This window comes from Streptomyces sp. NPDC058291 (assembly GCF_042880855.1).
In the GTDB taxonomy this organism is placed as follows: Bacteria; Actinomycetota; Actinomycetes; order Streptomycetales; family Streptomycetaceae; genus Streptomyces.
This window is the reverse complement of record NZ_JBHVYK010000031.1, coordinates 27,550-53,251: the sequence shown is the minus strand read 5'-3', so window position 1 is coordinate 53,251 and position 25,702 is coordinate 27,550. Positions and strand designations below refer to the sequence as shown.

Sequence of the window (25,702 nt, the reverse complement as noted above, 5' to 3'; positions counted from 1 at the left end):
CTTCACTCATCCGATGACCAACCTCAAGGAGCCGCGATGCGTGTCGCACTGTTCCTGACCTGTGTCAACGACACGCTCTATCCGGACACCGGCCGTGCCGTGGTGAAACTGCTGACCAGACTGGGCGTCGAGGTCGACTTCCCGATGGCGCAGACCTGCTGCGGCCAGGCGCACTACAACACCGGTTACCGCCATGAGGCCGAACCGCTGGCCCGGCATTTCTCCGATGTCTTCGGGGAGTACGAGGCGATCGTGACGCCGTCCGGATCGTGCGGGGCGATGGTGCGGGAGCTGTATCCGCGGATGGGCGAACGGGCCCGGGCCGAGGGGCGCGGGGAGGCGCTGGCCACCGCCCTGGCCCCGGTGGTCCCGAAGACGTACGAGCTCACCGAGTTCCTGGTGGACGTGCTCGGCGTGAGCGATGTCGGCGCGTACTACCCGCACACGGTGACGTACCACCCGACGTGCCACGGGTTGCGCGGGCTGGGGCTCGGAGACCGACCCGGGCGGCTGTTGCGGGCCGTCGAGGGTCTGGAGCTGGTCGAACTGCCGGGCGCCGACGAGTGCTGCGGCTTCGGCGGCACCTTCGCGCTGAAGAACGCGGACGTCTCGGCGGCGATGGGCGCCGACAAGGTGCGCAACGCCGAGTCGACGGGCGCGCAGGTGCTGTGCGCGGCCGACAACTCCTGTCTGATGCACCTCGGCGGGACCATGACCCGGCTGCGGACCGGCATGCGGCCGGTGCACATCGCGGAGATCCTCGCGAGCACGCGCACGGAGCCGGCGCTGTGAGCGGGACGTTCGTCGGGATGCCGGCGTTCCCGAAGGCCGCCCGCGAGGCGGTCGCCGACCCCACCCTGCGCGGCAACCTGCGGCACGCCACGCACACCATCCGCGCCAAGCGCGCGGCCGCGGTGGCCGAGGTGTCCGACTGGGCGCAGCTGCGGGAGGCGGGCAAGCGGATCAAGGACCACACCCTGCGCCGACTCGACCGGTACCTCGTGCAGTTGGAGGAGGCGGTCACCGCGGCCGGCGGCACGGTCCACTGGGCGGCCGACGCGGACGAGGCCAACCGGATCGTGACCCGGCTGGTCAAGGAGACGGGCGAGTCGGAGGTCGTCAAGGTCAAGTCCATGGCGACGCAGGAGATCGGGCTCAACGAGGCGCTGGAGGCCGAGGGCGTCCGGGCCTACGAGACCGACCTGGCCGAGCTGATCGTGCAGTTGGGCAAGGACCGCCCCTCGCACATCCTGGTGCCGGCCATCCACCGCAACCGGGGTGAGATCCGGGACATCTTCCGCGCGGAGATGGGCGAGTGGGGCCGTCCGGCGCCACAGGGCCTCACCGACGCCCCCGCCGAACTCGCCGAGGCGGCCCGGCTCCATCTGCGGGAGAAGTTCCTGCGGGCCAAGGTCGGGATCTCCGGCGCGAACTTCATGGTCGCCGAGACGGGCACCCTGGTGGTCGTCGAGTCCGAGGGCAACGGCCGTATGTGCCTCACCCTGCCGGAGACGCTGATCTCCGTCGTCGGCATCGAGAAGATCGTGCCCACCTGGCGCGATCTGGAGGTCTTCCTGCAGACGCTCCCCCGCTCGTCGACGGCCGAACGCATGAACCCCTACACCTCGACGTGGACCGGCACGACCGACGGCGACGGGCCGCGGACCTTCCATCTGGTGCTGCTCGACAACGGCCGCACCGACACCCTCGCCGACGAGGTCGGCCGCCAGGCGCTGCGCTGCATCCGCTGCTCGGCCTGTCTGAACGTGTGCCCGGTGTACGAGCGGGCCGGCGGCCACGCCTACGGCTCGGTGTACCCGGGCCCGATCGGCGCGATCCTCAGCCCCCAACTGCGCGGCACGGCGAGCGAGATCGACGCCTCGCTGCCGTACGCCTCCTCGCTGTGCGGCGCCTGCTACGAGGTGTGCCCGGTCGCCATCGACATCCCGGAGGTGCTGGTGCACCTGCGGGAGCGGGTCGTCCAGGGCGGTCCGGTCACCCGGGCGGGCAACAAGACGGTGCTCAAGCCGGCCAAGGGGCACGCGGCCGAGCGGGCGGCGATGCGGGCGGCGCGCTGGGCGTTCACCCGCCCCGGCGCTCTGCGCGCCGGACAGCGGCTGGCGTCGCGCACCCGCGGTCTGCACCCCCGGACCCTGCCGGGCCCCGGCAGGGCGTGGAGCGCCACCCGCGATCTGCCGGCCGTGCCCGCGGAGCCGTTCCGCGACTGGTGGCAGCGGACGAACGGCGGGGCCGACGAGGAGGGGACGGCGAAGTGAGCAGCAGGGAACTGGTCCTGGGCCGGGTGCGGCGGGCGCTGGCCGACGTGCCCCCGGACGACACCCCGTACGAGAGCGCCGTCGCGCGCGACTATCTGCGCGAGCACGGGGAGCGCGACGCCGAGGAGACGGTGGCGCTGCTGGCGGAGAACCTGGCGGACTACCGGGCGATCGTCCACCGGTGCGCCGAAGACGAACTGCCGTCGCTGTTGGCCCGGTTGCTCGCCGAGCGGAAGGCGGCGAGCGTGCTCGTGCCGCCCGGGCTGGAGGAGGCGTGGCTGGCGGAGACGGACGTCGCGCGGGTGGCGGACCGGGCGGAGAGCGGCGCGCACGAACTGGACGAGGTGGACAGCGTGGTCACGGCATGCGCGGTGGCCGTCGCCGAGACCGGGACGATCGTCCTGGACGGCGGGCCCGACCAGGGCCGGCGCCGCATCACGCTGGTGCCGGACCACCACGTCTGCGTGGTGCGCGTCCCCGGACAGGTCGTGTCGTCCGTGCCGCAGGCCCTCGAACGGCTCGACCCGGCCCGCCCGTTGACCTGGATCTCCGGTCCGTCGGCGACCAGCGACATCGAGCTGGACCGGGTGGAGGGGGTGCACGGTCCGCGCACCCTGGAGGTGATCCTGGTCGGCTGAGCGGTCTCGCTGACAGGTCGCGGGGTTCCAGCGGTTCGACCGCCGCGCCCTGCACCACCTGTCCGCGCACGTCGAAGCGCGACCCGTGGCACGCGCACTCCCGGGCCTGCTCGGCGCGGTTGAAGGCGACGAGGCAGCCCAGGTGCGTGCAGCGGGCGGAGACCGCGTGCAGTTGCCCTTCCGCGTCGCGATGGACGGCGCAGCGTTCGGCGCCGAGGCGGACGACCGCGCCGTCGCCGGCGGACTCCTCGACGGACGGGGCGGACGGCGAGGGCAGCCGGTCGTGGACGAGGGTGTGCGGCGCGCTCGGCTTGGCCGTGGTGTGCCCGGTGACGCCGGCCGCGATGCGGTCCGCCTCCAGCACGGCCACCGAGCGCCCTCGTCGGGCCGGCTCCCACGCCGTGCTCAGCCCGGCGACGCCTGCGCCGACGACCGCGACGTCCACGGTGAACGGCCCCTGCGGCGGCGGGGACGGCTCACCGGGCGGCGCGGTCCGCAGCCGGTACGACTCCATGGTGTCCGTGTCCGCCTGCTCGTCCATGGCGCCCGGGTTTCCGCGCCGGCCGCCGCCTGGGCGGGGTGACGGCGCCCGGACCGCAGCCGCCCTCGCCCGGGCGGGGCCCGGTCACACCCTCACCCGACGGCGTCCGCAGGGCGTCCGCGGGCGTCAGGAGTACACCATCGGGCAGCCGTGCCGCAGGGAGTGCTGGGCGGCGCGCAGATACACCGCCACGTAGAAGGCGGTGTCCAGGTCCTCGGCCCACGGACCGGGCCGGGCCGCGGCGACCTCGCGCCCCGCCCCGTCCAGGAACCACAGGGTCAGTTCGAGGTTGCCGGCGGCCGGTATCGCGTCCAGGGGCAGACCGAGGACGGCGGCCAGCCGCTCCGCGATCGCGAGCACCTGCGGCGCGCCGGCGACCAGCGTCTCGTCGCTGTACGCCGTGCCGATCGGCAGCTCGATCTCCCGTTCGAGGAAGAGCGGCACCAGGACGGACCACCCGCACAGGGTCTCCTCCTCGGCCCGGGTCAGACGCGCCCGGCACAGCGCGGCGAACCCGTCCATGGACGGGCTCATCTTCTCCTCGAACCAGCCCCTCGCGTCGCCCGCGGGCTCGCCCGGCCGGTACGCCGGCTGTCCGCGCCGCCGCAACTCCTCGTTCAGCGCCGCGGCGAGGTCGCCGTGACCGCCCTCGTGCCGCCCGAGCCATTCGCGCGCGTCCACGCTCACCAGATACACACCCATGATCCGCAACGTACCGCCCGCCACCGACAGCGGTCCCGGCTCTGATGACAAAGCCGGTGAACAAGCGCTTAGATACTGACCCGATCACGTCCGCCCCCGTGCCCGACCGCCCGGAGGCAGCGTTGTTGTTCACATCCGTCGACGATGTCTGCGCCCGTCCGGCGGAGAGCGGCTACGGCGTCGCCCTGGGCGAGTTCGCGCAGCGGCACGGCGCGGCCGCCGGCCCGCGCACGACGGTGTTCGTCCTCGGGGACGCGCGCACCGACATGGGCGACACGAATCTGTCGGCCGTCCGTGAGATCGCCGAGCGGGCCCGCCGGCTCCACTGGTCGAACCCGGAGCCGGAGCCGCGCTCGCGGTGGGGCACCGGCGACTCGGCCGCACCGGAGTACGCCGAGCTGGTGGCGATGCACGAATGCCGCAACGCCCGCCGGCTCGGCGCGCTCATCGGCGTCTGCTCCCCGTCTGAGCCGCCCCGGGCGCTCCGGGCCCTCCCCGGCTCACGCTCTCCCGGCGTTCTCCCTGCGCTTTCCCTCTAACCGTGCTCGGCCTTCGCGTAGTCGGTGGCCATCGCCCCCGCGAAGTCGTACACCACGCACTGCTCGTCGCCCACCACCCAGGCGTCGTGGCCGGGCGGGACCACGAAGACGTCGCCGGGGCCCATTTCGGCCTCGCCGCCCTCGTCCATGGCGATGTGCATGCGTCCGGAGACGACGTACCCGTTGTGGTGGATCACGCAGGTGTCGGTGCCCGCGATCGAGGCGAGCGACTCGGTCCAGCGCCAGCCGGGCTCGAAGGTCGCCACGGCGAAGTCGAGCCCCGTCAGGTGGACGGCCTCGATGTGGCCGCGCGGGAAATCGCGGCGCTCGTCCGGCTTGTCGAGCGTCTTCACTTCCATCATGACGCTCCTCCCTTCCGGCCGCGCACGAACCACGGCCGGGGCCGGCCTCCCCGGCGGCCCTGGACGTCACCGGTGGCAGCCGTGCCCCTACGCCTCCATCGTCCGCCCGTCCACCGGGGACCGCCAGCCGGGCGCCCGCGGTCTCAGGGGGCGTCGCCGCACAGCTCGGCGAAACGGGCGGCGTCGATGTTGCCGCCGGAGACGATCACACCGATCCGCCGGTCCGGGAAGGCGACCCGGCCCGCGAGCAGGGCGGCGAGGCCGGTGGCGCCGCTGGGCTCCACGACGATCTTCAGCCGCTCGAAGGCGAACCGCATGGCCGAGCGGATCTCGTCGTCCGAGACCAGGGCGATCTCGTCCACGAGCCGCCGGTTCACCGAGAACGTCAGCTCTCCGGGGACGCGCAGGGCCTGGCCGTCGGCGATGGTGCGCGGCACGGGGATCTCGACGCGCCGGCCCGCCTCCAGCGACCGCCTGGTGTCGTCCCCGGCCTCCGGTTCGACGCCGACGACCCGGACGCCCGGCCGCAGCCCCTTGGCCGCGGTCGCGCTGCCGGCGATGAGCCCGCCGCCGCCGACCGGCGCCAGCAGGACGTCCAGCTCTCCCGCCTCCGCCAGGAGTTCCAGCGCGGCGGTGCCCTGCCCCGCCATGACGTGCGGGTGCTCGTAGGGCGGGATCAGCGCCAGGCCCCGGTCGGCGGCGAGCGCCCGGGCGACGGCCACCCGGTCGCCGCTGTAGCGGTCGTAGGTCACGATCTCGGCGCCGTAGCCCTCCGTCGCCACCCGCTTGGAGCGGGGCGCGTCCTCGGGCATGACGATCACCGCCGTGGTCCCGAGCTCGCGCGCGGCCAGCGCGACGGCCTGGGCGTGATTGCCGGAGGAGTACGCGGCGACGCCCCGGGCGAGCTGTTCCGGGGCCAGCCGGGAGGCCGCGTTGTAGGCGCCGCGGAACTTGAAGGCTCCGACGCGCTGGAAGTTCTCGCACTTCAACAGGACCTCGGCGCCGACGATCCGGTCGAGGGTCCGGGAGCGCAGGACGGGCGTGCGGTGGGCGACGCCCTGGAGGCGGACGGCCGCGTCCCGCACGTCGTCGAGGGTGATCGGCAGGGGGGTCGTCGTCACGGGTGAGCTCCCTTAGGGGTGCCGTCGGCGTCGCGCGCGGCTCTGGACTGGGACAGGTAGTTGTAGGCGGAGGCGCGGGAGATGCCGAGGCGGGCGGCGATCTGCTCGACGGCGCGGCGCACGGCGAACACACCGCGTTCGTCCAGCCCGCGGAAGAGCGCCAGCCGGCGGGGGCGGTCGAGTCCGGCCCAGGTCTGGTCCTGGCGCGCCAGATGGGCGTCGAGGAGGGCCTCGACGACGGAGTCGATGTCGTCGCCGAAGGTGGTCACCGGCGCGTCGGCCGGTGCTCCCGCCGTCCCCGCGAGCGCGGCCAGCAGGCCCTGCACCCGGTCCACCGCGGTGACGTCCACGTTGACGCAGAGCGCGCCGAACACCGCGCCGGCGGAGTCGCGGAGCACCATCGTGGACGACTTCACCAGCTTTCCGGCTCCGGTGCGGGTGACGTAGTTCAGCTCGTCGACGGCGTCGTCGCCGCGGGCGAGGACCCGCATGCCGATCTCGCTCATCGCGCCGCCCACCGCCCGTCCCGTCACCGATCCGGCGACGGCGGCCACGGACCGCTCCGGACGCCGGTAGTCGTGCAGGACCACCTCGCACACCGGTCCGAAGGTGGCCGCGATCCCGTCGACGACGGGAGCCAGCGCCCGCAGGATCGTGTCCCGCTCGGTGTCCCGTACTCCGCTCGCCTCCACGGCTCCCGCCGCTTCCCAGGCTCCCGTGACTCCCGTGGCTTCCATGCCACCATTAGACCATGCGTCCATCCGCTGGACGAAAGGTCCAAGGCGAACGGGCTCGGTTCCCCGTCCCGGGCGGGCGTTTCGCACCCGATGCCGGGCGGACACCTTCAGGGGAACCGTCGATCAAAGGGTGGTGCCCCCAATTGCCGCTTCCCTAGGATGGGTTGTCGCCCGCGCCCACCCGTGGCACGGCGGGAACCGGGAGAAGAGATGCAGCCCGACAAGCAGCTGTCCACGTCGATCGATGCCACGATTCCGACGGCCGCGCGTATGTACGACCACTACCTGGGCGGCAAGGACAACTACGCGGCCGACCGCGCCGCCTGCGCGGAACTCGACAAGGTCGTGCCGAGCACCCGCACCCTCGCACTGAACAACCGGCGTTTCCTGCAGCGGGCCGTACGGACCCTGACCCAGGAGTACGGCATCCGGCAGTTCCTCGACCACGGCTCCGGTCTGCCCACCCAGGACAACGTGCACCAGGTCGCCCAGCGCATCGACCCGAGCGCGCACGTCGTCTACGTCGACAACGACCCCATGGTGCTGGTGCACGGGCGGGCCCTGCTGGAGCAGCACCAGCGGACCACCGTCATCCACGCCGACCTTCGGGACACGGAGACCATCTTCGCCCACGAGGACACCCAGCGCCTGATCGACTTCTCCCAGCCGGTGGCCGTGCTGTTCAACTCGGTGTTCCACTGCATTCCCGACAGCGACGCCGACGGGCCGCAGGCGGTCGTCCGCCGGGTGATGGAACACCTCGCCCCGGGCAGTTTCGTCCTGATGTGCCAGCTGGTCAGCGAGGACCCGGCGGTCCGGGAGTTCGTCACCGACTTCATGGACAAGGCCACCCAGGGGCACTGGGGGCGGGTGCGCCAGGAGAAGGACGTCGCCGCGCTCTTCGACGGCCTGGACATCCTCGACCCGGGGCTCGTCGAGGTCTCCACCTGGCGGCCCGACACCGAGGTCGCGCCCCGCCAACTCACGCAGGAGTGGATCGAGTTCGGCGGCGTGGGCCGACTGGTCTGACACGCCGGACCCGCGCCGGCCGGCGTCACCGGGCGGTCCGGTCCGGGTTCGGCGACGTCAGGAGTAGCGCTGCCGCGCGGTCGACTTCAGCAGCGCGATGGAGTCCCGCGGGTCGAGCGCCTCGTCGGCCAGCCGGTCCAGCGCCACCCGGTACTCCTCCGTCTCGTCCCGGTCCTCCAGGAAGGTGGCGCTGCGGATCTGTTCCAGATAGACGACATCGGGCAGATCGACGCCGCCGAAGCGCAGATAGGTGACCGGTATGGCCGGCGCCGAGGCGTGCGTGACGTCCAACGGCACGACCTGGACGGTGACATGGGGCAGGCCGGCCAGCTCCACGAGGTGGTCGAGCTGCTCGCGCATCACCTCACGGCTGCCCAGCACCCGCAGCAGCACCGACTCGTCGAGAACGGCCCAGACCCGCGGGGCGTCGGGTCGGCGCAGCAGTTCGGTTCGCCGGGTCCGCAGCTCCACCCGGCGCTCGACCTCTCTCGACGTGGCCGAGGGAAGTCCGCGCTCCACGACGGCGCGCGCGTAGGCGGGCGTCTGCAACAGACCGGGCACATACTGGATCTCGAAGGTGCGGATCGCCGTGGCCGCCTCCTGCAGGCCGACCAGCCGGTCGAACCACTCGGGCATCAGCCGCTTGTCGTAGCGCTGCCACCAACCGGGCTGTCCCGCCTGCCGCAGCAGCTGGATCAGCACCGAGGCCTCGTGGTCGCCGGCGCCGTACAGCGACAGCAGGGCGCGCACATCGTCCTCGACGGGAGGCCTGCGCCCCTTGCCCGCCTCTATGCGCGACAGCTTGGCCGGGCTGAACCCCAGGGCGCGGGCGGCAGCGTCCTGGGAGTAGCCGGCGTCCTCCCGGATGCCGGCCAGCTGCACGCCGACCAGCATTTTCAGCAAGGTCGGGGCGGGCTCGGCCCGGTTCAGATACGGTTCGAGACGGGACACGCGAGGTGACTCGACGGACATCCTGACTCCCCGTGGACCGGCAGACGACAAACCGCAGTATCGCATCCGAACGCCTCCGGCCGCACGCGGCACGGGAATTGAGTATCCGCCGAGCACCTTCGCGCCTCGTCGAACGCCTTCGCGCTCCGGCAGCCGGCTGCGCGCCCCGGGCCCGTCGGGCCCACCCCGGACCCTCACGTCCCCTTCACCCGAACCTCACGCCAGATGGTCGAACTCACCGTCCTTCGCACCGGCCACGAAGGCGGCCACCTCGGCCGGCGTGTACACCAGTGCGGGGCCGTCGGGATCACGGGAGTTGCGCAGCGCGACGCCTCCCCCTTCCAGGGCCGCGACCTCGACGCAGTTCCCCTCGGCGTTGCTGTGACTGCTCTTGGTCCAGCGGGCGCCCAGCGAACTCGCCCGGACTCCGTTCGGCACTGACGGCATGCCATTCTCCTCGTTCGTACGCGCAATTTCCCGTGAAATTGCACGAGGACATCTTCAGCGTGGATAATAGCCATGCCGTCAACCGCACTTCTGGCCCACCGTCCTGACGTCGTCTCAGGGAGATGCCCCGTGTCATCACCTGCGCAGTTCCGGAGCCACGAGTCCGTCTCCGTCCGCGACTCGCCCAGAACCGCCGCCCTGAACCTCTCGGGCAGCCGCGAAGGGTTCGCCCTGGCTCGGGACTTCACCCACCGCACCCTCGACTGCTGGTCCCTGGGCCACTGCAGCGACGACGCGGTCACCGTCATCACCGAACTGGCCGCCAACGCGGTCCTGCACGCGCTCCCGCGCACCTCGGCGGACGAGTCGCGCGTCCGCCTCAGGCTCACCCTGCGCCGCTCCCACCTGGTGTGCGCCGTCACCGATCCGAGCGACAGCCTGCCCGTCTACCCGCACCCCGAGGACACCCTCCTGGAACACGGCCGCGGACTGCACATCGTCGAGGCCCTCTCCGAGCACTGGGGATGGACCCGCCGCTGCCCGGTGGGCAAGACCGTCTGGGCCATGCTGCCCACCCGACACCAGCCCTGATCCCCGACCCACACCAGACACCGGACATGACTGCCACGAAGAGAACCGCACCGCTCGCGGACCTGGGACACGTGCCGTGGCCCCAGATCAAGGACTCCACCGGATCCGCCGCGGGCATCCCCGCCCTGCTCACCACGCTGGCCCGGGGCGACGCCGACAGCGCCGACTCGGCCTTCCGTCAACTCAGGCGAAGAATCTGCCAGTTCGGCTTCGTCGTGGACGAGGCCACGGCGGCGACGGTGCCCTTCCTCTGGGAACTGGTCCGACTCCCCCAGGTCACCTGCCGCGCGAAGATCCTGCGCCTGCTCAAGAGCATCGCCGACGCGCGGCAGTGGGAGACCACGGCCGTCGCGTACCCGAAGCTGCTGCACCATCCGGGCAACTACGTGGCCTGGGAGCGTGCGGCCCGCCACGCCGTGCGCGCCGAACGCGACGTCCTGCGTCAGCTGCTCGCCGAGCGGGACACCGAGATAGTGCGGGCGACCACGGAACTCGCCGCCGCCCTCACCGACTGACCGCCCGACTGACCGACCGCCCGGCCGACCCGGATCAGGGGGCTCATCGAGCGCGGCCGCCTTCCCCGTCTCACGCACCCCCGCACGAGCGCTAGGTTGACCGCATGAGCAACCTTGACCGCTCGCCCGTGCCGAGTGTGTGCGGTGGCCGCGGATTCGTCGTCGCCGAACCCGTCCGCGAGCTGCTGAGCCCCCGCCATCTGAAACTCGGCGGGACCACCGAGGTGCGCCGGCTGCTGCCCAATCTCGGCCGCCGCATGATCGGCGCCTGGGCCTTCGTCGACCACTACGGCCCCGACGACATCGCCGACGAGCCCGGCATGCAGGTCCCGCCGCATCCCCACATGGGTCTGCAGACGGTCAGCTGGCTGCACGAGGGCGAGGTGCTGCACCGCGACTCGACCGGCAGTCTGCAGACCATCCGGCCGCGCGAACTCGGCCTGATGACCTCCGGGCGCGCCATCAGCCACTCCGAGGAGAGCCCCCGGGAGCACGCCCGCCACCTGCACGGCGCACAGCTCTGGGTGGCGCTGCCGGACGCGCACCGGCACACCGACCCCCGCTTCGAGCATCACGCCGCGCTGCCCACGGCAACGGCGCCCGGGCTCACCGCCACGGTGCTCCTCGGCGACCTCGACGGCTCCACCTCGCCCGGGACGGCGTACACCCCCATCGTGGGCGCCGATCTCGCGCTCGCCCGGGGCGCCGACGTCCGGCTGCCGCTGCTGCCCGACTTCGAGTACGGCGTCCTGTCGATGTCCGGTGAGGTGCATGTGGACGGCGTCCCCGTCCTTCCCGGCTCCCTGCTCTACCTGGGCTGCGGCCGCACCGAACTGCCCCTGCGGGCCGAGTCGGACGCGGGTCTGATGCTGCTCGGCGGCGAGCCGTTCGAGGAGGAGCTCATCATGTGGTGGAACTTCGTCGGCCGCACCCAGGCCGAGATCGAACAGGCCCGCGAGGACTGGGCGACCGGCGCCCGCTTCGGCGAGGTGCACGGCTACGACGGAGCCCCGCTGCGCGCGCCGGAGCTGCCGTCCACCCCGCTCAAACCACGGGGCAGGGTGCGCTGACCTGCGGCGCCCCCGGCGCCGCCCTGCTTCGCCGGCGCGGCCGGGCAGGGAGCGAGGCGACACCCGTGCCGGCGTCCGGCACACTCGTTCCCTCTTCGGGGCTACTTCGCCAGCTGCGGGTACAGTCCCGCCAGCTCGCCGGACAGCCCGGCCTTGACCTGCCGGGAGACGTCGTCGGCCAGCACCTCGTGCGCGCCCGCCTCGATGCCGTCGAGGGCCAGTGCCGCGACGACGCGGGGGTCGGACTTGGGCGCGTCGATGCCGTCCGTCAGATCCGTGTCCACGTATCCCACGTGCAGCCCGGTGACCGCGATGCCGCGCGGCTGCAGCTCCAGGCGCAGGGAGTTGGTCTGCGACCACAGAGCCGCCTTGGAGGCGCTGTAGGAGCCGCCGAGAGCCAGCCAGGACAGCACCGAGTGCACGTTGAGCACATGGCCGCCGCCGTTGCGTTCGATCACCGGCACGAAGGCGCGGGCGACCAGCAGCGGTCCGTAGAAGTTGGTCTCGAACTCCTTGCGCACGTCGTCGAGCGGCGAGTCCAGGAAGGACGCGCCCACCGACGCGCCGGCGTTGTTGATCAGTACGGTGACATCGCCCGCCTGCGCGGCCGCCGCCGCCACCGACGCGGGGTCGGTGACCTCCAGCGCGACCGGGATCGCGTCGGGATGCGTCACCGTGCGCGGGTCGCGGGCCGTCGCGTAGACCTTGCCCGCCCCGCGGCTGTAGAGCTCCTCCACCAGGGCCTTGCCGATGCCCCGGCTGCCGCCGGTGACGAAGACGCTCGCACCCTTCACTGCAGTCATGCTTGCCTCCACTCATGAGAAACCGATCAGTTTCCCCAACCGTAAACCGATCGGTTTCCGTACGCAAGTCCGAAGGGGAGGCCGACCTCCAGCGCGAGCGGGGGCGCGGCCCTGGTCGACGCCGAGGCGCCGCGGCGAGGGCGCCGGCGGCGGCCACGAGGAGACAGGTCCGCCCGTCAGTGAGGCGCACGCCGGGGAGGCGCACGCCGGGGACGGTCTCGGCGCACAGCACGCCCGGCAGAAGGGCGCGCAGCACCCAGCTGTGCCGCCGGGGCGGTGGAAGTTCGGCGGGTGCGGCGGGCGGGGGTGCGTCGCCGTCGAGGGCGTGGGCGCGGACGGCGATGCAACGCCCGCCCGCCCGCGGCGTCGACGGCGCGGCGCGTCGCCGCCTGCCCGGTCGACGCCCAGGAAACGGCGGGGGCGCAGCCTTGGCTCACACGGGCGGGAACAGTCGAGGAGGTCACCGGCGACTGACGGCCGTCGGGCGAGACGCGTCGGACGCCGACGACTCAGCGCACGCCCGCCGCGTCGAGCAGCGAGCCCACGGTGGGCTCGACGAGGCCGGTGAGACGGTCGGCCCCGATCCCCGCACGGGCGCTGGCACCGTCGAAGACCAGGCTGAGCTGCCGGGCCAGCAGGTCCGGATCGCTCGCCCCGCCCTGTTCGGCCTCAGTCCGGAAGAAGGCCGTCAGACTGGACTTGATCCGATGCGCCACCCGGCTCGCGGGATGATCCCGGTCCTTCAGTTCGATCTGCACGGCGAGGTAGGGACAGCCCCGGAACTCGGGTCGGCCGGACTGCGATTCCACCTGCTCGAACACGTACAGGATCCGTTCGCGCGGTGAACGCCCGTCGCCCGTCGCGGGCAGCAGCGAGGCCGCGTAGGACTCGGCCTGCCGCTCCAGACTCGCCGCCAGGAGGTCGTCCTTGCTCTCGAAGAGCTGGTACATCGAGCGCTTGGACACCCCCGCCGCCTTGCACAGCGCCTCGACGCCGATGCCGACGCCCTCGCGGTAGGCGAGCGTGGCCGCCGCCTCCAGCAGCCGGTCCCGGGAGGTCGGCTTCTCCTGTGTGGTCATAGGGTGAGGTTAACCCGGTTCCGCCGGAAACGAAACCGATCGGTTTACATCTGTGGACCGGTAGGGGAGCCACTCGGACCTGCCCCTCCGCCACTTGCCGGCCACCCGCCGTCCGCCCCCGCAGCGCGGTCGCGCGCCGTGCGCAAGGGCCCGGACCGACCGACTTCCACGACCGACTTCCACGACGGCTTCGGCGACGGGCTTCGGCGACGAACGGGCCGGACGCGTCGATCGGCGCGCAAACGAGCGATCGGGTTGCTTGCTCGTTGGCTCTTCGGGTAGTGCGTTTGAATGAGCATTGCATGTGAATTGCCTCGGGCTTACTGAAAGAGACTCGTTCGTGACGCACCTCGACGGCGCCGACCACGATCAGGCGAAGGGCCCGGGCCATGGCCCCGAGGCCGTCGCCCGGGAGATCGCCGACGCCGTGGAGAGCCTGGCGGACCTGTGGGCCGTGGCGGCACAGGAGGCGGCACTGCGGCTGTCCCTGCACCAGCTGAAGGCGCTGCGCGCCGTCGCCCGGGAGCCGGGACTCAACCTCACGGCACTGGCCGAGCGGCTGGACATCGGCATGCCCACGGCCAGCCGGCTGTGCGACCGGCTCGAGGCGGCCGGCCTGCTGGAACGCGGGTCCCATCCGTTCAGCCGCCGCGAGGTGCAACTGGGCCTGACGCTGCCCGGCCGGCAGGTGCTGAACGATGTGGCCGGACGTCGCGCGCAGGCTCTGACCGCCGTGCTGGAGGGGATGGAGCCGGCCGACCGGGTCGCGTTGCGCCGCGGGTTGCGCGCCCTGCACACCGCGCGGGACGCCCCGCCGCCACGCCCTGCGGACCCGGACCGCGACTGACGGCCTGGGCGACGAACACCCCGCCGCCGACCGCGGTGGGCGGGTGCTCGGCCGCTACCGCACGACGTCCCGGCCGTTCCAGTCCAGGCAGACGACCGCGGCGTCGGCGGCGAGTTCCTTGCTGCCAAAGTGTTCGATCAGGCCGGACACGATGGCACGCGCGGCTTCGTGCGGGGGCTCCCGGCGTGTGGCGCTGAGCGTCTGGCGCAGGGCCTGCTGCCCGAAGGATCCGCCGTCCGCGTCCCGTGCGCCGTGTACGCCGCTGCTGACCACGATCAGCCGGTCGCCCGGCTCCACCTGGAAGGTCTGCTCGTCGTAGAGGGTCTCTTCGAACATGCCCAGCGGAAGCTGCGCCTCGAGTTCGATCTGCTCGACGGTGTCGCCGCGCTGGCGGTAGAGCTGGGGCGAGCCGGCGTCGACGGCGCGGACGGCGCCGGTGTTCAGGTCGAACCCCAGCAGCAGGGTCGAGGCGTACATCTTGCCGCCGTACTGGGCGAAGAGGGCCTGGTCGGCGAGGCAGGCCTGGTCCGAGAGCCCTATGCCGGCACGGCGCGCGTTGCGCAGGGCGCCGACGGCGAGGCTGGTGAGCAGAGAGGCGTCGATGCCCTGGCCCATGCCGTCGGTGACGGTGAGGGTGAGGTGGTCGGCGCCGGTCGACCAGTCGAAGTTGTCGCCGCCGATCGTGTAGGCCGGCTCCAGGTGGGCGCCGATCACGTACTCGTCGCGAGCGCAGCCCCGGCCGGGCAGCAGCTGCCACTGCATCTCGGCGGCGAGGGTCAGGCGCCGGGTGCGGCGGGCCTGCAGGTACAGGTCGGTGTCGCGGCCGGCGGTGGTGACCTCATGGGCGAAGGCGGTGGCGAAGTCGGTGAGCCGGAGCACGGTGGCCGGGTCGGTCGCGCCGCTGGGCAGGCGGACGGACAGGACGCCCAGCCGGTCGCCGCGGACGGTGAGGGGCAGGTGGACGACGTGCGTGGACGTGGAGCCGGCGGGGACCTCGACGACCGGCGTCTGGCTGATGAAGGCGCGTCCGGCGGGTCCGTCGTGGGCGGGGACCGGGTCGGCGGTGTAGGGCAGACGGGTCACCGGCTGCAGCACGCTCAGCGCGTAGTCGGCCAGGAGCAGGGTCGCGTCCTGCGCGCCGACCCGGTCGGTCAGGAGACGGCGGGCGGTGTCGATCAGTTCGTGGGGCGCGGCGGCGCGAAGCCGACTCTCCGCGGACGGAACTGGTTCAGATGTTTTCACGGCATCCACTCTCTCGCCCTGTTGTCTCCACACTATCGCCACGTGTTCCCGTCTCCGGTTGCGGGGGAACCACTGGTGGACGGGCCGGCCCGCCGGGGAGAACCCCGGATGGAGGGGCCGGCCCGCCGGGCGGGAACGGGGCTCGCGCACGCAACGCCGGCGCACCGCACCGCGGACGGGCCGGCGTGAGAGCCGTCACCGCCGCCCGCGCCAGTCGAGGCAGAGCACCAGGGCGTCGTCGTTCGGCGTGGCCTGGCCGCGGTGGCCCGTCAGCTCCCGCAGGACGGCCCGGGGGACCTCGGCGGCGGGAAGCAGCCGGGTCGACAGGATCGCGCGGGCCAGAGCGGCGTCCCCGTACGTCTCCCCGCCGGGGGAAGCGACCTCGTGGACGCCGTCGCTGACGAAGACGAGGCGGTCCCCCGGCTCGACCTGGAAGTCCTGCGCCACGTAGTCGGTCTCCTCGAACATGCCCAGCGGCAGCTGCGCCTCGAAGTCGACGCGTTGGACCGTGCCGTTGCGCAGGCGCAGGAGCTGGGGGGATCCGGCGTCCACGACCTGGGCGCGCCCGCTGGCGAGGTCGAAGTCGAACATGAGGACCGACAGATAGCAGCGGCCCCGGTAGTGGGCGTAGACCGCCTGGTCGGCGAGGGCCGCCTGGTCGGGGAGCGCGATGCCGGCCCGCCGGGCGTTGCGCAGGGCGTTGACCGCCAGGTTCGTCAGCAGGGAGGCCTCGATCCCCTCGCCCATGCCGTTGGAGACGTACAGCGTCAGCCGGTCGGCGGTCGCCGACCAGTCGAAGTTGTCGCCGAAGATCGCGTACGCGGGCTCCAGCTGGGCCCCGAGCTCGTACTCCGGCCGGGTGCAGGAACGGCCGGGAAGCAGCTGCCACTGCATCTCCGCGGCCAGGGTCAGCCGGTCCTTGCGGCGCGCCTGCAGGTAGAGGTCCGTGTCCCGTTCGGCCACGACCACCTCGTGCGCGAGCACGTCGGCGATCTCCGTCAGCTCGCCCAGGCAGCCGCGGGCGTGCTCCTCGTCGGGCACGGTCACCGACAGGACGCCCAGCCGGTCCCCTCGCACGGTCACCGGCAGGTGCACGCGCACCCGGCCTTCCGCGCGGCCCTCGAGATGGGGCCGCTGGGCGCCGAAGGCGCGGCCGGCCGGGCTGTTGTGCACCGACACCGGTTCCAGCGTGTGCGGCAGCACGGACACCGGCTGCAGCACGGTCAGACCGTAGTCGGCCATGAAGAGCTCGACCGCGTCCGCCGCGTACTCCTGGCAGAGCACGCGCCGTACCGCGTCGAGCAACTCGTGGGGCGCCGCCGTACGCAGAGCGCGCTCGGCGGTCACGAATCTGTTCACGGTTGTCAATGAGCCAATCTTTCGTCGAACGTAAGCGGGTCCTGAGGGCGGCGCCGAGCCGTCGCGTCGGCCGGGCCCGTGATCCGGTCCATCTCCGGCCGGTTCACCGGCCTAGTACGCTGGCGGTCATCCCGGTGCCTGCGAGAGTGTGACTGTGACTTCCTTCCGCCCCCGCCCTGAGCCAGACGAGGTCGCCCGTGTGACCTCCACGGCCGCGGAGTTGCTGGAAGTGCTGTGGGGCCGGGCCACGACGGCGCCCGTGTCGGCGTCGCAGCTGCGCGTGCTGCTCGTCCTCGAACATCGCGAAGGCGTCAGTCTGCGCGCGCTCACCGACGCTCTCGCCTCCACGCCGCCGTCGACCAGTCGACTGTGCGACCGCCTGCAGGCGGCCGGCTTCGTCGAGCGCGGGACGAGCCCGGCGGACCGGCGCGAGGTGCGCCTGCACATCAGCAGCCAGGGCCGCGCGTTCCTCGCCGATCTGCGCGCGCGCCGCGAGGCGGCGCTGCAGGCGGTGCTGGAACAGATGCCCGCCGCCCAGCGAACCGCGCTCCTGCAGGGGCTCGAGGCGTTCTGCGACGCCGCGGCCGCGCAGATACACGACGACGCCCAGGGCGCCGGGAGCCGGACCGCCTGAGCGACGGGTCGTCGACGCCTCACCTGCCGACCGCCGTTCGACGTCGGCGTTCAGCGAACGGAGCGGCCTCCGCCCACTGGACCATCCGGATCCTTCCCCCTGCACGTCCGACCTCCACTTTCTTGCCTCACGGCTACAGTTGTCAAACGACAACTGTCCGCCGGGACCGCTCTGCCGTTGGAAACCGGTTACCCCCTGAGGCGGCGACCTTCGCACCGGGGGCAAAATCTCCGCCGCGACGCGCTGCGGAGCGGGCCACCGGCACTCGCCCGGAACCGTCCGCGGTGCATGGCCACCACGGGCGGGTGGCTGCCGCCGCGTCATACCGTTCGCCTCTCGGTGGGCGATTGCTCGGCAAGGCCGTACGGGCCCGATGAGCCGCCGCCGACCGACCGGCCGTACTACCCCGCTGTACGCGGCCTGCGTGGGTGATTGTGGAACTCGGCGTCCCCTCTGCACCCAGGTCGGACACGCCGGCCCGCTCAAGCCCTGCAACTGGACGTGAACGACGTCGCCGGGTCCTGCTCCGACGACAACCGGCACGCTGAACGTCGAGGTGGGCATCACGCACCAGGACCGACCGGCGCCCCGGCCCCTCCTCCCGCCGGGCCACGGGATAGTAGCCATGTAATGTGTTTCGCATGAGCGAGAGCAGGGGTTCCGAACGGGTCACGCCCGGTTATCTGGTGTGGCGCCTGTCCACGAAGTGGCGGGTGGCCGTCGACCGCGCGGTCGCCCCCCTGGGACTCACCCACGCGCAGTACTCGCTGGTCGCGTCCCTGTACGGCATGCAGCGCGACGGGGAACGTCCCAGCCAGCGCCGGCTCGCCGACCACACCGGCCTGGAGCCGCTCTACGTCTCCAAGCTCGCGCGCGCCCTGGAGGCCGCGGCGCTGATCGAGCGCACCCGGGATCCGCGCGATCCCCGGGCGGTCCAACTCGCCCTCACCGAGCGGGGACAGGACGTCACCCGGCGAGCCGTCACGGTCGTCCAGGGGCTGCTGGAACAGCTGCTGGAACCCCTGGGGGGCCTGGACAGCGCTCGCACCCGCACGCTCACCGGCGAGCTGACGGCCCTGCTCGACGCGCCTCTCGACGCCCCCCTCGACCTCACCGCCGAGACGACGGCGGAGAACGCCTGACCAGGCGGCCCTTCACCGGCCCGTCCCCGGCTCTGCGGGGCGGCCCGCCACCGAGCTCTCGTCCACCCTTAGGTGCTGGAATATTCAACCAACCCTTCCGGTTGTGAGCGCCGAAGGAGGTCACCAGTGGACACGACCTACGAGACGACGACCGACGCCACCGCGTACTACGCCCACGGAACGCCGGCCGAGCGGTGGGAGCGGGCACAGCTGTTCTTCGGCGCGAAGGAGTACGCCGCCGCAGCGCGGGTGCTCGTCGCAGTGGTCGAGGAGGAGCCGGAGCAGACCGGACCGCGGCTGCTGCTGGCCCGCGCCTACTACCACTCGGCCCAACTGCGCCGCGCCGAGGCCGAGTTGCGGACGATCGTCGAGCGCGACCCGGTGGAGCACTACGCCCGGCTGATGCTGGGCCGCACCCTGGAGCGACAGGGGCGGCACGAGGAGGCGGGACCGCATCTGCGACTGGCCGCCGCGCTGAACGGGGACTTCCCGCAGGACTGACCCCGCGGGCCGGTCTTCGGACGCGGCAGATCATGCCGGTGATCCCGCCGGCCTGCCGGCCCGGGCGATACGGGTGACGCGGGTGATGCGGGCGGCTGCCGCGGGCGGCTGTGGTCCAGGGGTGACCGGCGAGGTCGGCGCCCCTGGACCGGGACGCGCTCAGGCCGTGCGGCGGCGCCGGTGCGCGATCTCGCCCAGGACGACGTCCACCACGATGAACCCCGCGAGCGGGATCCCCAGCAGCGGCACGAAGTAGCCGACCACGGCGACCGCCGCCATCAGCGGGACGAGGACGTACGGCGGGACCTTGGCCCAGGCCCCCCGCGGGACGGGCCGGCCGAAGGCGGAGCCGCGGCCGCGCCGCCACCACATCAGGTAGCCCAGCACGATCAGCAGGATCAGGCCGAGCGCGAGCAGCATCAGCGCTATCTGGTTGACCAGTCCGAACAGGACGCCGGTGTGCAGATCGATGCCCCAGCGGGTCAGCTTGGCGAGCAGCGGATGGTCGGCGAACCGCAGGACGTCGGTGACCTCGCCGGTGTTCGGGTCGACCGCGACGGCGTCCTGCTTCTCGGGCCAGCTGCGCTGCACCTGCCTGACCACGTACGCGGAGGACGCGTCCGCGGGCGGGACGATCTCGACCGGGTCGCCCAGTCCCTCGGCTCGCGCGGCGGCCAGGACCCTGTCGAGGCCGACGCCGTGCTCGGCGTCGCCGCCGCTGCCGGACGCGCTGCCGTGACCGGCGTGGTCGCCGCCGCTCGCGGCCGACGAGACCGACGGGGTGGACTGGCCGAGGGAGGTGCGCAGTTCGTCGATGTTGGCGCCCGCGTACGTCGACCAGGTCAGTCCGGTCGCGGACAGGAAGAGGAAGCCGACCGCCGCCCAGGCGCCGACCGTGCCGTGCAGGCCCAGCGTGCGGCGCCGTCCGCTCGTGCCGCGGACCGTGCGCAGGGCGCGGCGGCGGGAGAACCACAGCGCGAGGCCGCCGGCCGCGATCACCCACAGCCAGCTCGCGGCGAACTCGCTGTACAGGCGGCCGTTCTCACCGAGGTGCAGGTCCCGGTGGAACTCGTCGATCCAGGTGCGCAGCGGCAGAGCGCCGGTCGAGCCGTACTGTTCCAGGGCGCCGCGCACCTGGCCCGTGTAGGGGTCGACGAACACGGCCAGGGTGTGGGTGGCGCCGACTCCCTCGACGCCCGAGAGCATCACGCGGGTGGTGGCGTCGTCCTCGGGCGAGGGGCGCACGGCCGAGACGGCGCCCTCCGGGTGGGCCTTGCGGGCGGCGTCCACCTGTCGGGATATCGGCAGCTTCGTGTCGCCGACGGGCACGGTCATCTCGTGGGCGTACACGACCCTCTCGGCCTGGAACGCGCCGGCGTACAGGAAGCCGGTGACGGCGGCGATCAGCAGGAAGGGTGCGACGAACACTCCGGCGTAGAAGTGCAGGCGCAGCACCAGTGGACGCAACGGGGCCCATGGGCCCGGGGACTTGGGGGTGGGGGCCGCCGGCTGCGGGGCCTGGTCCGACGGGGGTCCCCCCGCGTCGGCCGAGCCGGGAGCGGGGGACGTCGAGGGAACGGTGGACATCGGCGGGCTTCTCCGGGGTCGAGGGAGCAGGGGTGAAGCGAGCGGAACGCGGGGAGCGCCGGCGGGGAGGGGCTGAGAGCGGTCCGTGCAGGGCTGTCGAAGCGGTTCTGCCGCCGTGACGTCCCAGTAGTCGGAAGGGAACCCGTCCGGGTTCCCGCCGCTGCGAGTGACCTGCGTCACCGACTGTCCGGCCGTGGCATGCTGGCCGGATGGCATCTCCCAGTCCCCGCGCCCCGCTTGCCGAACGGGTCGAGGAACTCCTCGCGCCCGGCGGCCCCTTGCCCATCGTCGCGGCCGGCGACCCGGTCCTGCGGTCCGGCACGGCACGCTACGACGGCGAGCTCGGACCGGCGCTTCTGGCCCGGTTCGTCGAGGCCCTGCGCGTCACCATGCTCGCGGCGCCCGGTGTCGGCCTCGCCGCTCCGCAGGTCGGGGTGGAGCTGCGGATCGCGGTGATCGAGGATCCCGCGCCGGTGCCGGACGAGGTGCGGCTGGCCCGCGGCCGGGTGCCCCAGCCGTTCCGGGTTCTGGTCAACCCGGCGTACGAGCAGGTCGGTTCGGGCCGTGCCGCGTTCTTCGAGGGCTGCCTGAGCGTGCCGGGCTACCAGGCGGTGGTGGCCCGGCCCGCGCAGATCCGGCTGACCGGCGAGGACGAGCACGGCCGGCCGCTGGACGAGGTGTTCACCGGCTGGCCCGCCCGCATCGTCCAGCACGAGACGGACCATCTCGACGGCCTGCTCTACCTCGACCGGGCCGAACTGCGCTCGCTCTCGTCCCAGCAGACGGCGCTGGAGCGCTGGGCCCAGCCGACGCCGGCGGAGGCGGCGAGCGCCCTGGACTTCGACCTGCCGTAGGCGGTCCGCTTTCCCGTGCGCTCGCCCGCCCCGGGCCGAAGGCCGCGGCACGGTCGCGCCGGAAGGCAGGCCCCGCCGCAGGCCCGCCCCCGTCCGTCACCCGTGGCCCGTCCACGGATCACCACGAATCACCGCGGATCACCCGTGCATCAGTTGTCCCGGAACGCCTCCAGCAGGCGGAGCCACACCTCGCTGATCGTCGGGTAGGACGGGACCGCGTGCCAGAGGCGGGCGATCGGGACCTGGCCGACGACGGCGACGGTCGCGGAGTGGATCAGCTCCCCGACGCCCGGGCCGACGAAGGTGACGCCGCGCACGATCTCCTGCTCCACGTCGACGACCATCCGGGCGCGGCCCTTGTAGCCCTCGGCGTACAGGCCGGCGCCGGCCACCGACGACATGTCGACGTCGACGGCGCGCACCCGGTGTCCGGCCGCTTCCGCCTCCGCCAGGGAGAGCCCGACGGAGGCCGCTTCCGGGTCGGTGAAGACGACCTGCGGGACGCACTCGTGGTCGGCCGTGGCGGCGTGGGCGCTCCACGCCTGCGTGTCCGTCAGGGGCGTTCCGGCGGCGCGGGCGGCGATGGCCGCGCCGGCGACCCGTGCCTGGTATTTGCCCTGGTGGGTGAGGAGGGCGCGGTGGTTGACGTCGCCGACCGCGTAGAGCCAGTCGGTGCCGTCGACGCGCAGGCTGTCGTCGACGGCGAGCCACGAGCCGGGCTCCAGGCCGACCGTCTCCAGGCCGATGTCGTCGGTGCGCGGTGCGCGGCCGACGGCGAAGAGGATCTCGTCGGCCTCGATGTGCTCGCCGGTGTCGGTGACGACCGTGACGACGCCGTCCGTGCGCGTCACGGACGTCACCGAGGTGCCGGTGCGCACGTCCGCGCCGGCCTCGGTGAGCGCCTCGGCGACCAGTTCGCCCGCGAACGGCTCCATCCGGTCGAGCAGCCCCTTGCCCCGCACGAGCACGGTGACCTGCGAGCCGAGGGCCTGCCAGGCGGTGGCCATCTCGGTGGCGACGACTCCCCCGCCGACCACGACGAGCCGGCCGGGCGCGGTGCGGGCGCTGGTGGCCTCGCGGCTCGTCCAGGGCCGCACCTCGGCGAGGCCGGGCAGTCGGGGCAGCGCGGCGCGGGTGCCGGTGGCGACGACGACCGCGTGGCGGGCCGTGAGCACGCGGTCGCCCACGCTGACCGTGCGTGGGCCGGTCAGTCTGCCCTGGCCGCGGTAGAGGTCGGCGCCGATGCTCTCGAGCCAGTCGACCTGGCCGTCGTCCGTCCAGTCGCCGGTGTACCAGTCGCGGCGGGCGAGGACCGCCGCGGTGTCCAGGGGGCCCTGCACGGACTGGCGCAGTCCGGGCAGGCGGCGGGCGTCGGCGCGGGCGATGACCGGGCGCAGCAGGGCCTTGCTGGGCATACAGGCCCAGTACGAGCACTCGCCGCCGACCAGTTCGCTCTCCACGACCGCGGTGGTGAGGCCGGCCGCGCGCGTGCGGTCGGCGACGTTCTCCCCCACGGGTCCGGCCCCGAGCACAACCACGTCGTACAGGTTGGTTTCCGTATCCGTCATGGGGTCAGTCTGGTGGGTGGTGTGCGGGGTGGCCACACGGGTAGGGGCGCGGAATACGCGACCGGCCGGCCGCGTTGCCGCGAACGGCTCATCCCTGTCAGGAAGCACCTGGCAGGAGGCGCCGGGAAGAGGGATTCAGGCCATGAGCAGCACCGTGGAGCTCACCAAGGAGAACTTCGACCAGACGGTCACCGAGAACGAGTTCGTCCTGATCGACTTCTGGGCGTCCTGGTGCGGGCCGTGCCGTCAGTTCGCGCCGGTCTACGACAAGGCCGCCGAGGAGAACCCGGATCTGGTGTTCGGCAAGGTGGACACCGAGGCGCAGCCCGAGCTGGCCGCCGCCTTCGGCATCCAGTCGATCCCGACGCTGATGATCGTGCGGGACCGGGTCGCCGTGTTCGCCCAGCCGGGCGCGTTGCCCGAGGCCGCCCTCACGGACGTCATCGGGCAGGCGCGCGAGCTGGACATGGACGAGGTCCGCAGGTCGATCGAGGAGCAGCAGGCCAAGGGCGAGGTCGACGACTCCCCGGCCGCCAAGGCCGAGTGAGCCCCGCGGCGGGCTCGCGCGCGGACACCTCGCCGACCGGACCGGGTGGACCATGGCGCTGATCCGCCGGGCCGGCGGATCAGCGCCTGGGCCGTCGGTCCCGGGGCCGGGTCAGCCGGCCGTCCACTTCAGGACTCAGGCGCGGACCGATTGCCGACGTCGGGATCCCCGGACGACGGCTCGAACCTCTGTGCCCTAGAAGGGGTACGGCGCCACGTCGCCCCGCACCGTCGTCCAGCGCACGTCGGTGAAGGCCTCCAGGTTGGCCTCGCCGCCGAAGCGGGCGCCGGTGCCGGAGGCGGCCACCCCGCCGAAGGGCGCCACGGCCTCGTCGTTGACGGTCTGGTCGTTGATGTGGACGATGCCGGTCGGCACGCGCTCGGCCAGGTCGAGGCCGCGGGCGGCGTCGCGGGTGACGATGCCGAGCGAGAGGCCGTAGGAGCTGCGCGCGGCGAGCGCGGCCGCCTCGTCGGCGGTGGTGAAGGAGCGGACCGGGGCGACCGGGCCGAAGACCTCCTCCGCGTAGGCGGGGGTGTCGTCGTCGACCCCGACGAGCACGGTCGGGCGGTAGAAGCGGCCGTCGTGCGTGCCGCCGGCCGCGAGCTTCGCGCCGGCGCCCGTGCTGGCCTGCACCAGACCGTGCACCTTGGCCAGTTGGCCGTCGTCGATGAGCGGTCCGAGGTGGACCTGTTCGCGGTGCGGGTCGCCCACGGCGAGCGCGTCGGCCTTGGCCGCGAGGCGCTCGACATACTCCCCGTAGAGGGAGGCGTGCACCAGGTGGCGGCCGGTGGTCATGCAGATCTGGCCCTGGTGGAAGAACGAGCCCCAGGCGGCGGTGGAGATCACCGCGTCGAGGTCGGCGTCCTCCAGGACGATCAGGGCGGAGTTGCCGCCGAGTTCCAGGTGGGCGCGCTTGAGATGGCGTCCGGCGGCCTCGCCGACCGCGCGGCCGGCCGCGGTGGATCCGGTGAAGGAGATCACCGGCACGCGCGGATCGGCGACCAGGGCCGCGCCGGTCTCGGCGCCGCCCGGCAGGACGTGCAGCAGGCCGTCCGGCAGGCCCGCCTCGGCGAAGACGGCGGCCAGCGACAGTCCACCGCACACCGCGGTGCGCGGGTCCGGCTTGAGGACGACCGCGTTGCCGAGCGCGAGAGCGGGCGCGACGGAGCGGATCGACAGGATCAGCGGGGCGTTGAACGGGGAGATGACGCCCACCACGCCGACGGGGACGCGCCGGGTGTAGGAGAGCCGGGGCGCCTCGCTGGGCAGGACCTGCCCGGCCGGACGGGAGGTGAGTGCGGCGGCCTCGTAGCACTCCTGGGCGGCGACGTGCAGCTCGAAGTCGGCCTTGCCGGGCACCGAGCCGGACTCCCGGACGATCCACTCCCGCAGTTCCTCCGCGTGCGCGGCGAAGAGGTCGCCCGCCTTGCGCAGCACGGCGGCGCGCGCGAAGTGCGGAAGGCGGGCCCACTCGGCCTGGGCGGCGTGGGCGGCCTCGGCGGCTGGAGCGACGTCGGCGCCACCGGCCGCCACGACCGTGCCCAGCGGATCGCCGGTGGCGGGCTCGATGACGGTGTACCGGGGGCCCGACAGGGGGCGGGGCTGCGAGGTGCGGGGGTCGAGCAACGGCATGAGGGCTCTCCGATCGGTGACCCGCGGGACTCGCCGCTCTCACGGGGTGGAGGAGACGTTCCGTGTCGGTGGCCGCCGGTCCGGCGGCGGCATGGCGGGATGCGGTGGTCCGGCCCAGCCGGGCGCGCTGCATCCGATGAGCGAACGCATCCCCGTCTGGTTGAGCACGCAATATCTTAGTCACGTCGTAGGAGAATCGGACCGCCCGGCGCGCCCGTCCCGTGGCCGACCCGGGACACCCCGGCGCGCCCGTCCCGTGGCCGGCCCGGGGCACCTGTCGCGGGGCCGACCCGGGACACCCGTCGCGGGGCCGACCCGGGGCACCCTCGGCGCGTGGCCGACCCGGGACACCCCGGCGCGCCCGTCCCGTGGCCGGCCCGGGGCACCG

27 protein-coding genes and 1 pseudogene are annotated in these 25,702 nt (G+C 73.1%); 14 read left to right on the top strand and 14 right to left on the bottom strand.

Annotation, left to right across the window (positions count from 1 at the left end; genetic code table 11):
• Nucleotides 1-36 precede the first annotated feature (36 nt).
• From ACFVYK_RS18025 to ACFVYK_RS18015, 3 genes are read left to right on the top strand one after another with little or no spacing between them, the layout of a single operon-like run.
• Nucleotides 37-792, top strand: coding sequence for a (Fe-S)-binding protein (locus ACFVYK_RS18025; RefSeq protein ID WP_389774682.1), 756 nt, complete (start codon nt 37-39; stop codon nt 790-792).
• Complete coding sequence (locus tag ACFVYK_RS18020; RefSeq protein ID WP_389774680.1) at nt 789-2,276, top strand: LutB/LldF family L-lactate oxidation iron-sulfur protein; 1,488 nt, start codon at nt 789-791, stop codon at nt 2,274-2,276. Before ACFVYK_RS18025 ends, ACFVYK_RS18020 begins: the two co-directional genes overlap by 4 nt.
• Entirely contained in the window at nt 2,273-2,914 is a 642-nt protein-coding gene (locus ACFVYK_RS18015; protein ID WP_389774677.1) for a lactate utilization protein C, read from the top strand. The genes ACFVYK_RS18020 and ACFVYK_RS18015 overlap by 4 nt, the downstream gene beginning before the upstream one ends.
• 16 nt (nt 2,915-2,930) lie before the next feature.
• Here ACFVYK_RS18015 and ACFVYK_RS18010 read toward each other — a convergent pair.
• Together ACFVYK_RS18010 and ACFVYK_RS18005 are read right to left on the bottom strand one after the other, a co-directional pair.
• Nucleotides 2,931-3,455 (bottom strand): annotated as a pseudogene (locus ACFVYK_RS18010) (FAD-dependent oxidoreductase); the annotation flags it as partial.
• Nucleotides 3,456-3,581: 126 nt separating this feature from the next.
• A complete protein-coding gene (locus ACFVYK_RS18005) occupies nt 3,582-4,157 on the bottom strand; it encodes a hypothetical protein (protein ID WP_389774675.1) in 576 nt (191 codons plus the stop codon).
• 122 nt (nt 4,158-4,279) lie between these two features.
• On the opposite strand from ACFVYK_RS18005, the gene ACFVYK_RS18000 reads away from it, so the two are divergent.
• Nucleotides 4,280-4,696 carry a VWA domain-containing protein gene (locus ACFVYK_RS18000; RefSeq protein ID WP_389774673.1) on the top strand — a complete coding sequence of 139 codons (417 nt, stop codon included), beginning with the start codon at nt 4,280-4,282 and terminating at the stop codon, nt 4,694-4,696.
• On the opposite strand, the gene ACFVYK_RS17995 is transcribed toward ACFVYK_RS18000, so the two are convergent.
• From ACFVYK_RS17995 to ACFVYK_RS17985, 3 genes are all read right to left on the bottom strand, one after another.
• Nucleotides 4,693-5,058, bottom strand: a complete 366-nt coding sequence (locus ACFVYK_RS17995; RefSeq protein WP_389774670.1) for a cupin domain-containing protein — start codon at nt 5,056-5,058, stop codon at nt 4,693-4,695. The two genes, ACFVYK_RS18000 and ACFVYK_RS17995, sit on opposite strands and share 4 nt — an antisense overlap.
• 143 nt (nt 5,059-5,201) lie before the next feature.
• Nucleotides 5,202-6,179, bottom strand: a complete 978-nt coding sequence (locus ACFVYK_RS17990; protein WP_389774668.1) for a threo-3-hydroxy-L-aspartate ammonia-lyase — start codon at nt 6,177-6,179, stop codon at nt 5,202-5,204.
• A complete protein-coding gene (locus tag ACFVYK_RS17985; RefSeq protein ID WP_389774665.1) occupies nt 6,176-6,916 on the bottom strand; it encodes a transcriptional regulator in 741 nt (246 codons plus the stop codon). The genes ACFVYK_RS17990 and ACFVYK_RS17985 overlap by 4 nt, the downstream gene beginning before the upstream one ends.
• Before the next feature lie 210 nt (nt 6,917-7,126).
• Between ACFVYK_RS17985 and ACFVYK_RS17980 the strand changes: the two genes are divergently transcribed.
• A complete protein-coding gene (locus tag ACFVYK_RS17980) occupies nt 7,127-7,945 on the top strand; it encodes an SAM-dependent methyltransferase (protein WP_389774662.1) in 819 nt (272 codons plus the stop codon).
• A 57-nt stretch (nt 7,946-8,002) separates the two neighbouring features.
• Here the strand turns inward: ACFVYK_RS17980 and ACFVYK_RS17975 are convergent, their stop codons facing one another.
• Together ACFVYK_RS17975 and ACFVYK_RS17970 are read right to left on the bottom strand one after the other, a co-directional pair.
• Nucleotides 8,003-8,917: a helix-turn-helix domain-containing protein gene (locus ACFVYK_RS17975; protein ID WP_389774660.1), complete on the bottom strand. Its 915-nt coding sequence runs from the start codon at nt 8,915-8,917 to the stop codon at nt 8,003-8,005.
• 195 nt (nt 8,918-9,112) lie between these two features.
• A complete protein-coding gene (locus tag ACFVYK_RS17970) occupies nt 9,113-9,343 on the bottom strand; it encodes a DUF397 domain-containing protein (protein WP_389774657.1) in 231 nt (76 codons plus the stop codon).
• 129 nt (nt 9,344-9,472) lie between these two features.
• Between ACFVYK_RS17970 and ACFVYK_RS17965 the strand changes: the two genes are divergently transcribed.
• The 3 genes from ACFVYK_RS17965 to ACFVYK_RS17955 all read left to right on the top strand — a co-directional run bounded on the left by ACFVYK_RS17965 (nt 9,473) and on the right by ACFVYK_RS17955 (nt 11,519).
• A complete protein-coding gene (locus ACFVYK_RS17965; protein ID WP_389774655.1) occupies nt 9,473-9,934 on the top strand; it encodes an ATP-binding protein in 462 nt (153 codons plus the stop codon).
• 26 nt (nt 9,935-9,960) lie between these two features.
• Entirely contained in the window at nt 9,961-10,449 is a 489-nt protein-coding gene (locus ACFVYK_RS17960) for a hypothetical protein (RefSeq protein WP_389774652.1), read from the top strand.
• Nucleotides 10,450-10,553: 104 nt separating this feature from the next.
• Nucleotides 10,554-11,519, top strand: a complete 966-nt coding sequence (locus ACFVYK_RS17955) for a pirin family protein (protein ID WP_389774649.1) — start codon at nt 10,554-10,556, stop codon at nt 11,517-11,519.
• Nucleotides 11,520-11,620: 101 nt separating this feature from the next.
• Here the strand turns inward: ACFVYK_RS17955 and ACFVYK_RS17950 are convergent, their stop codons facing one another.
• Nucleotides 11,621-12,322, bottom strand: a complete 702-nt coding sequence (locus ACFVYK_RS17950; RefSeq protein WP_389774646.1) for an SDR family oxidoreductase — start codon at nt 12,320-12,322, stop codon at nt 11,621-11,623.
• Nucleotides 12,323-12,831: 509 nt separating this feature from the next.
• Nucleotides 12,832-13,401, bottom strand: coding sequence for a TetR/AcrR family transcriptional regulator (locus tag ACFVYK_RS17945; protein ID WP_389774643.1), 570 nt, complete (start codon nt 13,399-13,401; stop codon nt 12,832-12,834).
• Nucleotides 13,402-13,741: 340 nt separating this feature from the next.
• Here ACFVYK_RS17945 and ACFVYK_RS17940 point away from each other — a divergent pair, with 340 nt between their 5' ends.
• Entirely contained in the window at nt 13,742-14,248 is a 507-nt protein-coding gene (locus tag ACFVYK_RS17940; protein ID WP_389774640.1) for a MarR family winged helix-turn-helix transcriptional regulator, read from the top strand.
• Between the two features lie 54 nt (nt 14,249-14,302).
• On the opposite strand, the gene ACFVYK_RS17935 is transcribed toward ACFVYK_RS17940, so the two are convergent.
• Together ACFVYK_RS17935 and ACFVYK_RS17930 are read right to left on the bottom strand one after the other, a co-directional pair.
• Nucleotides 14,303-15,499 carry a PP2C family protein-serine/threonine phosphatase gene (locus ACFVYK_RS17935; protein WP_389774637.1) on the bottom strand — a complete coding sequence of 399 codons (1,197 nt, stop codon included), beginning with the start codon at nt 15,497-15,499 and terminating at the stop codon, nt 14,303-14,305.
• Between the two features lie 186 nt (nt 15,500-15,685).
• Nucleotides 15,686-16,849, bottom strand: coding sequence for a PP2C family protein-serine/threonine phosphatase (locus tag ACFVYK_RS17930; RefSeq protein ID WP_389774635.1), 1,164 nt, complete (start codon nt 16,847-16,849; stop codon nt 15,686-15,688).
• A 148-nt stretch (nt 16,850-16,997) separates the two neighbouring features.
• Between ACFVYK_RS17930 and ACFVYK_RS17925 the strand changes: the two genes are divergently transcribed.
• The 3 genes from ACFVYK_RS17925 (at nt 16,998) to ACFVYK_RS17915 (ending at nt 19,126) form a co-directional block, all read left to right on the top strand.
• Nucleotides 16,998-17,483, top strand: coding sequence for a MarR family winged helix-turn-helix transcriptional regulator (locus ACFVYK_RS17925; protein WP_389774633.1), 486 nt, complete (start codon nt 16,998-17,000; stop codon nt 17,481-17,483).
• A gap of 641 nt (nt 17,484-18,124) precedes the next feature.
• Nucleotides 18,125-18,625, top strand: coding sequence for a MarR family winged helix-turn-helix transcriptional regulator (locus tag ACFVYK_RS17920; RefSeq protein ID WP_389774630.1), 501 nt, complete (start codon nt 18,125-18,127; stop codon nt 18,623-18,625).
• 126 nt (nt 18,626-18,751) lie between these two features.
• Nucleotides 18,752-19,126, top strand: coding sequence for a tetratricopeptide repeat protein (locus ACFVYK_RS17915; protein WP_389774628.1), 375 nt, complete (start codon nt 18,752-18,754; stop codon nt 19,124-19,126).
• Nucleotides 19,127-19,285: 159 nt separating this feature from the next.
• Here ACFVYK_RS17915 and ACFVYK_RS17910 read toward each other — a convergent pair whose 3' ends face one another.
• Nucleotides 19,286-20,713, bottom strand: a complete 1,428-nt coding sequence (locus ACFVYK_RS17910; RefSeq protein WP_389774625.1) for a PepSY-associated TM helix domain-containing protein — start codon at nt 20,711-20,713, stop codon at nt 19,286-19,288.
• 209 nt (nt 20,714-20,922) lie between these two features.
• On the opposite strand from ACFVYK_RS17910, the gene ACFVYK_RS17905 reads away from it, so the two are divergent.
• A complete protein-coding gene (locus tag ACFVYK_RS17905) occupies nt 20,923-21,567 on the top strand; it encodes a peptide deformylase (protein ID WP_389774623.1) in 645 nt (214 codons plus the stop codon).
• Between the two features lie 149 nt (nt 21,568-21,716).
• Here ACFVYK_RS17905 and ACFVYK_RS17900 read toward each other — a convergent pair whose 3' ends face one another.
• A complete protein-coding gene (locus tag ACFVYK_RS17900; protein WP_389774622.1) occupies nt 21,717-23,135 on the bottom strand; it encodes a dihydrolipoyl dehydrogenase family protein in 1,419 nt (472 codons plus the stop codon).
• A 142-nt stretch (nt 23,136-23,277) separates the two neighbouring features.
• Here ACFVYK_RS17900 and trxA point away from each other — a divergent pair, with 142 nt between their 5' ends.
• Nucleotides 23,278-23,682: a thioredoxin gene (gene trxA / locus ACFVYK_RS17895; RefSeq protein WP_389774619.1), complete on the top strand. Its 405-nt coding sequence runs from the start codon at nt 23,278-23,280 to the stop codon at nt 23,680-23,682.
• Nucleotides 23,683-23,877: 195 nt separating this feature from the next.
• On the opposite strand, the gene ACFVYK_RS17890 is transcribed toward trxA, so the two are convergent.
• Nucleotides 23,878-25,314 carry an aldehyde dehydrogenase family protein gene (locus ACFVYK_RS17890; RefSeq protein ID WP_389774617.1) on the bottom strand — a complete coding sequence of 479 codons (1,437 nt, stop codon included), beginning with the start codon at nt 25,312-25,314 and terminating at the stop codon, nt 23,878-23,880.
• Nucleotides 25,315-25,702 lie beyond the last annotated feature (388 nt).

Excerpts from the sequence above, each read along its gene's own strand:
- ACFVYK_RS17960 (WP_389774652.1), top strand. The coding sequence starts at position 9,961 with ATGACTGCCACGAAGAGAACCGCACCGCTCGCGGACCTGGGACACGTG.
- ACFVYK_RS17920 (WP_389774630.1), top strand. The coding sequence starts at position 18,125 with ATGAGCGAGAGCAGGGGTTCCGAACGGGTCACGCCCGGTTATCTGGTG.
- ACFVYK_RS17905 (WP_389774623.1), top strand. The coding sequence starts at position 20,923 with ATGGCATCTCCCAGTCCCCGCGCCCCGCTTGCCGAACGGGTCGAGGAA.
- ACFVYK_RS17945 (WP_389774643.1), bottom strand. The coding sequence starts at position 13,401 with ATGACCACACAGGAGAAGCCGACCTCCCGGGACCGGCTGCTGGAGGCG.
- ACFVYK_RS18005 (WP_389774675.1), bottom strand. The coding sequence starts at position 4,157 with ATGGGTGTGTATCTGGTGAGCGTGGACGCGCGCGAATGGCTCGGGCGG.
- ACFVYK_RS17970 (WP_389774657.1), bottom strand. The coding sequence starts at position 9,343 with ATGCCGTCAGTGCCGAACGGAGTCCGGGCGAGTTCGCTGGGCGCCCGC.
- ACFVYK_RS18025 (WP_389774682.1), top strand. The coding sequence starts at position 37 with ATGCGTGTCGCACTGTTCCTGACCTGTGTCAACGACACGCTCTATCCG.
- ACFVYK_RS17910 (WP_389774625.1), bottom strand. The coding sequence starts at position 20,713 with ATGTCCACCGTTCCCTCGACGTCCCCCGCTCCCGGCTCGGCCGACGCG.
- ACFVYK_RS17980 (WP_389774662.1), top strand. The coding sequence starts at position 7,127 with ATGCAGCCCGACAAGCAGCTGTCCACGTCGATCGATGCCACGATTCCG.
- ACFVYK_RS17890 (WP_389774617.1), bottom strand. The coding sequence starts at position 25,314 with ATGCCGTTGCTCGACCCCCGCACCTCGCAGCCCCGCCCCCTGTCGGGC.
- ACFVYK_RS17900 (WP_389774622.1), bottom strand. The coding sequence starts at position 23,135 with ATGACGGATACGGAAACCAACCTGTACGACGTGGTTGTGCTCGGGGCC.
- ACFVYK_RS17975 (WP_389774660.1), bottom strand. The coding sequence starts at position 8,917 with ATGTCCGTCGAGTCACCTCGCGTGTCCCGTCTCGAACCGTATCTGAAC.
- ACFVYK_RS17995 (WP_389774670.1), bottom strand. The coding sequence starts at position 5,058 with ATGATGGAAGTGAAGACGCTCGACAAGCCGGACGAGCGCCGCGATTTC.
- ACFVYK_RS17950 (WP_389774646.1), bottom strand. The coding sequence starts at position 12,322 with ATGACTGCAGTGAAGGGTGCGAGCGTCTTCGTCACCGGCGGCAGCCGG.
- ACFVYK_RS17955 (WP_389774649.1), top strand. The coding sequence starts at position 10,554 with ATGAGCAACCTTGACCGCTCGCCCGTGCCGAGTGTGTGCGGTGGCCGC.
- ACFVYK_RS17985 (WP_389774665.1), bottom strand. The coding sequence starts at position 6,916 with ATGGAAGCCACGGGAGTCACGGGAGCCTGGGAAGCGGCGGGAGCCGTG.
- trxA (WP_389774619.1), top strand. The coding sequence starts at position 23,278 with ATGAGCAGCACCGTGGAGCTCACCAAGGAGAACTTCGACCAGACGGTC.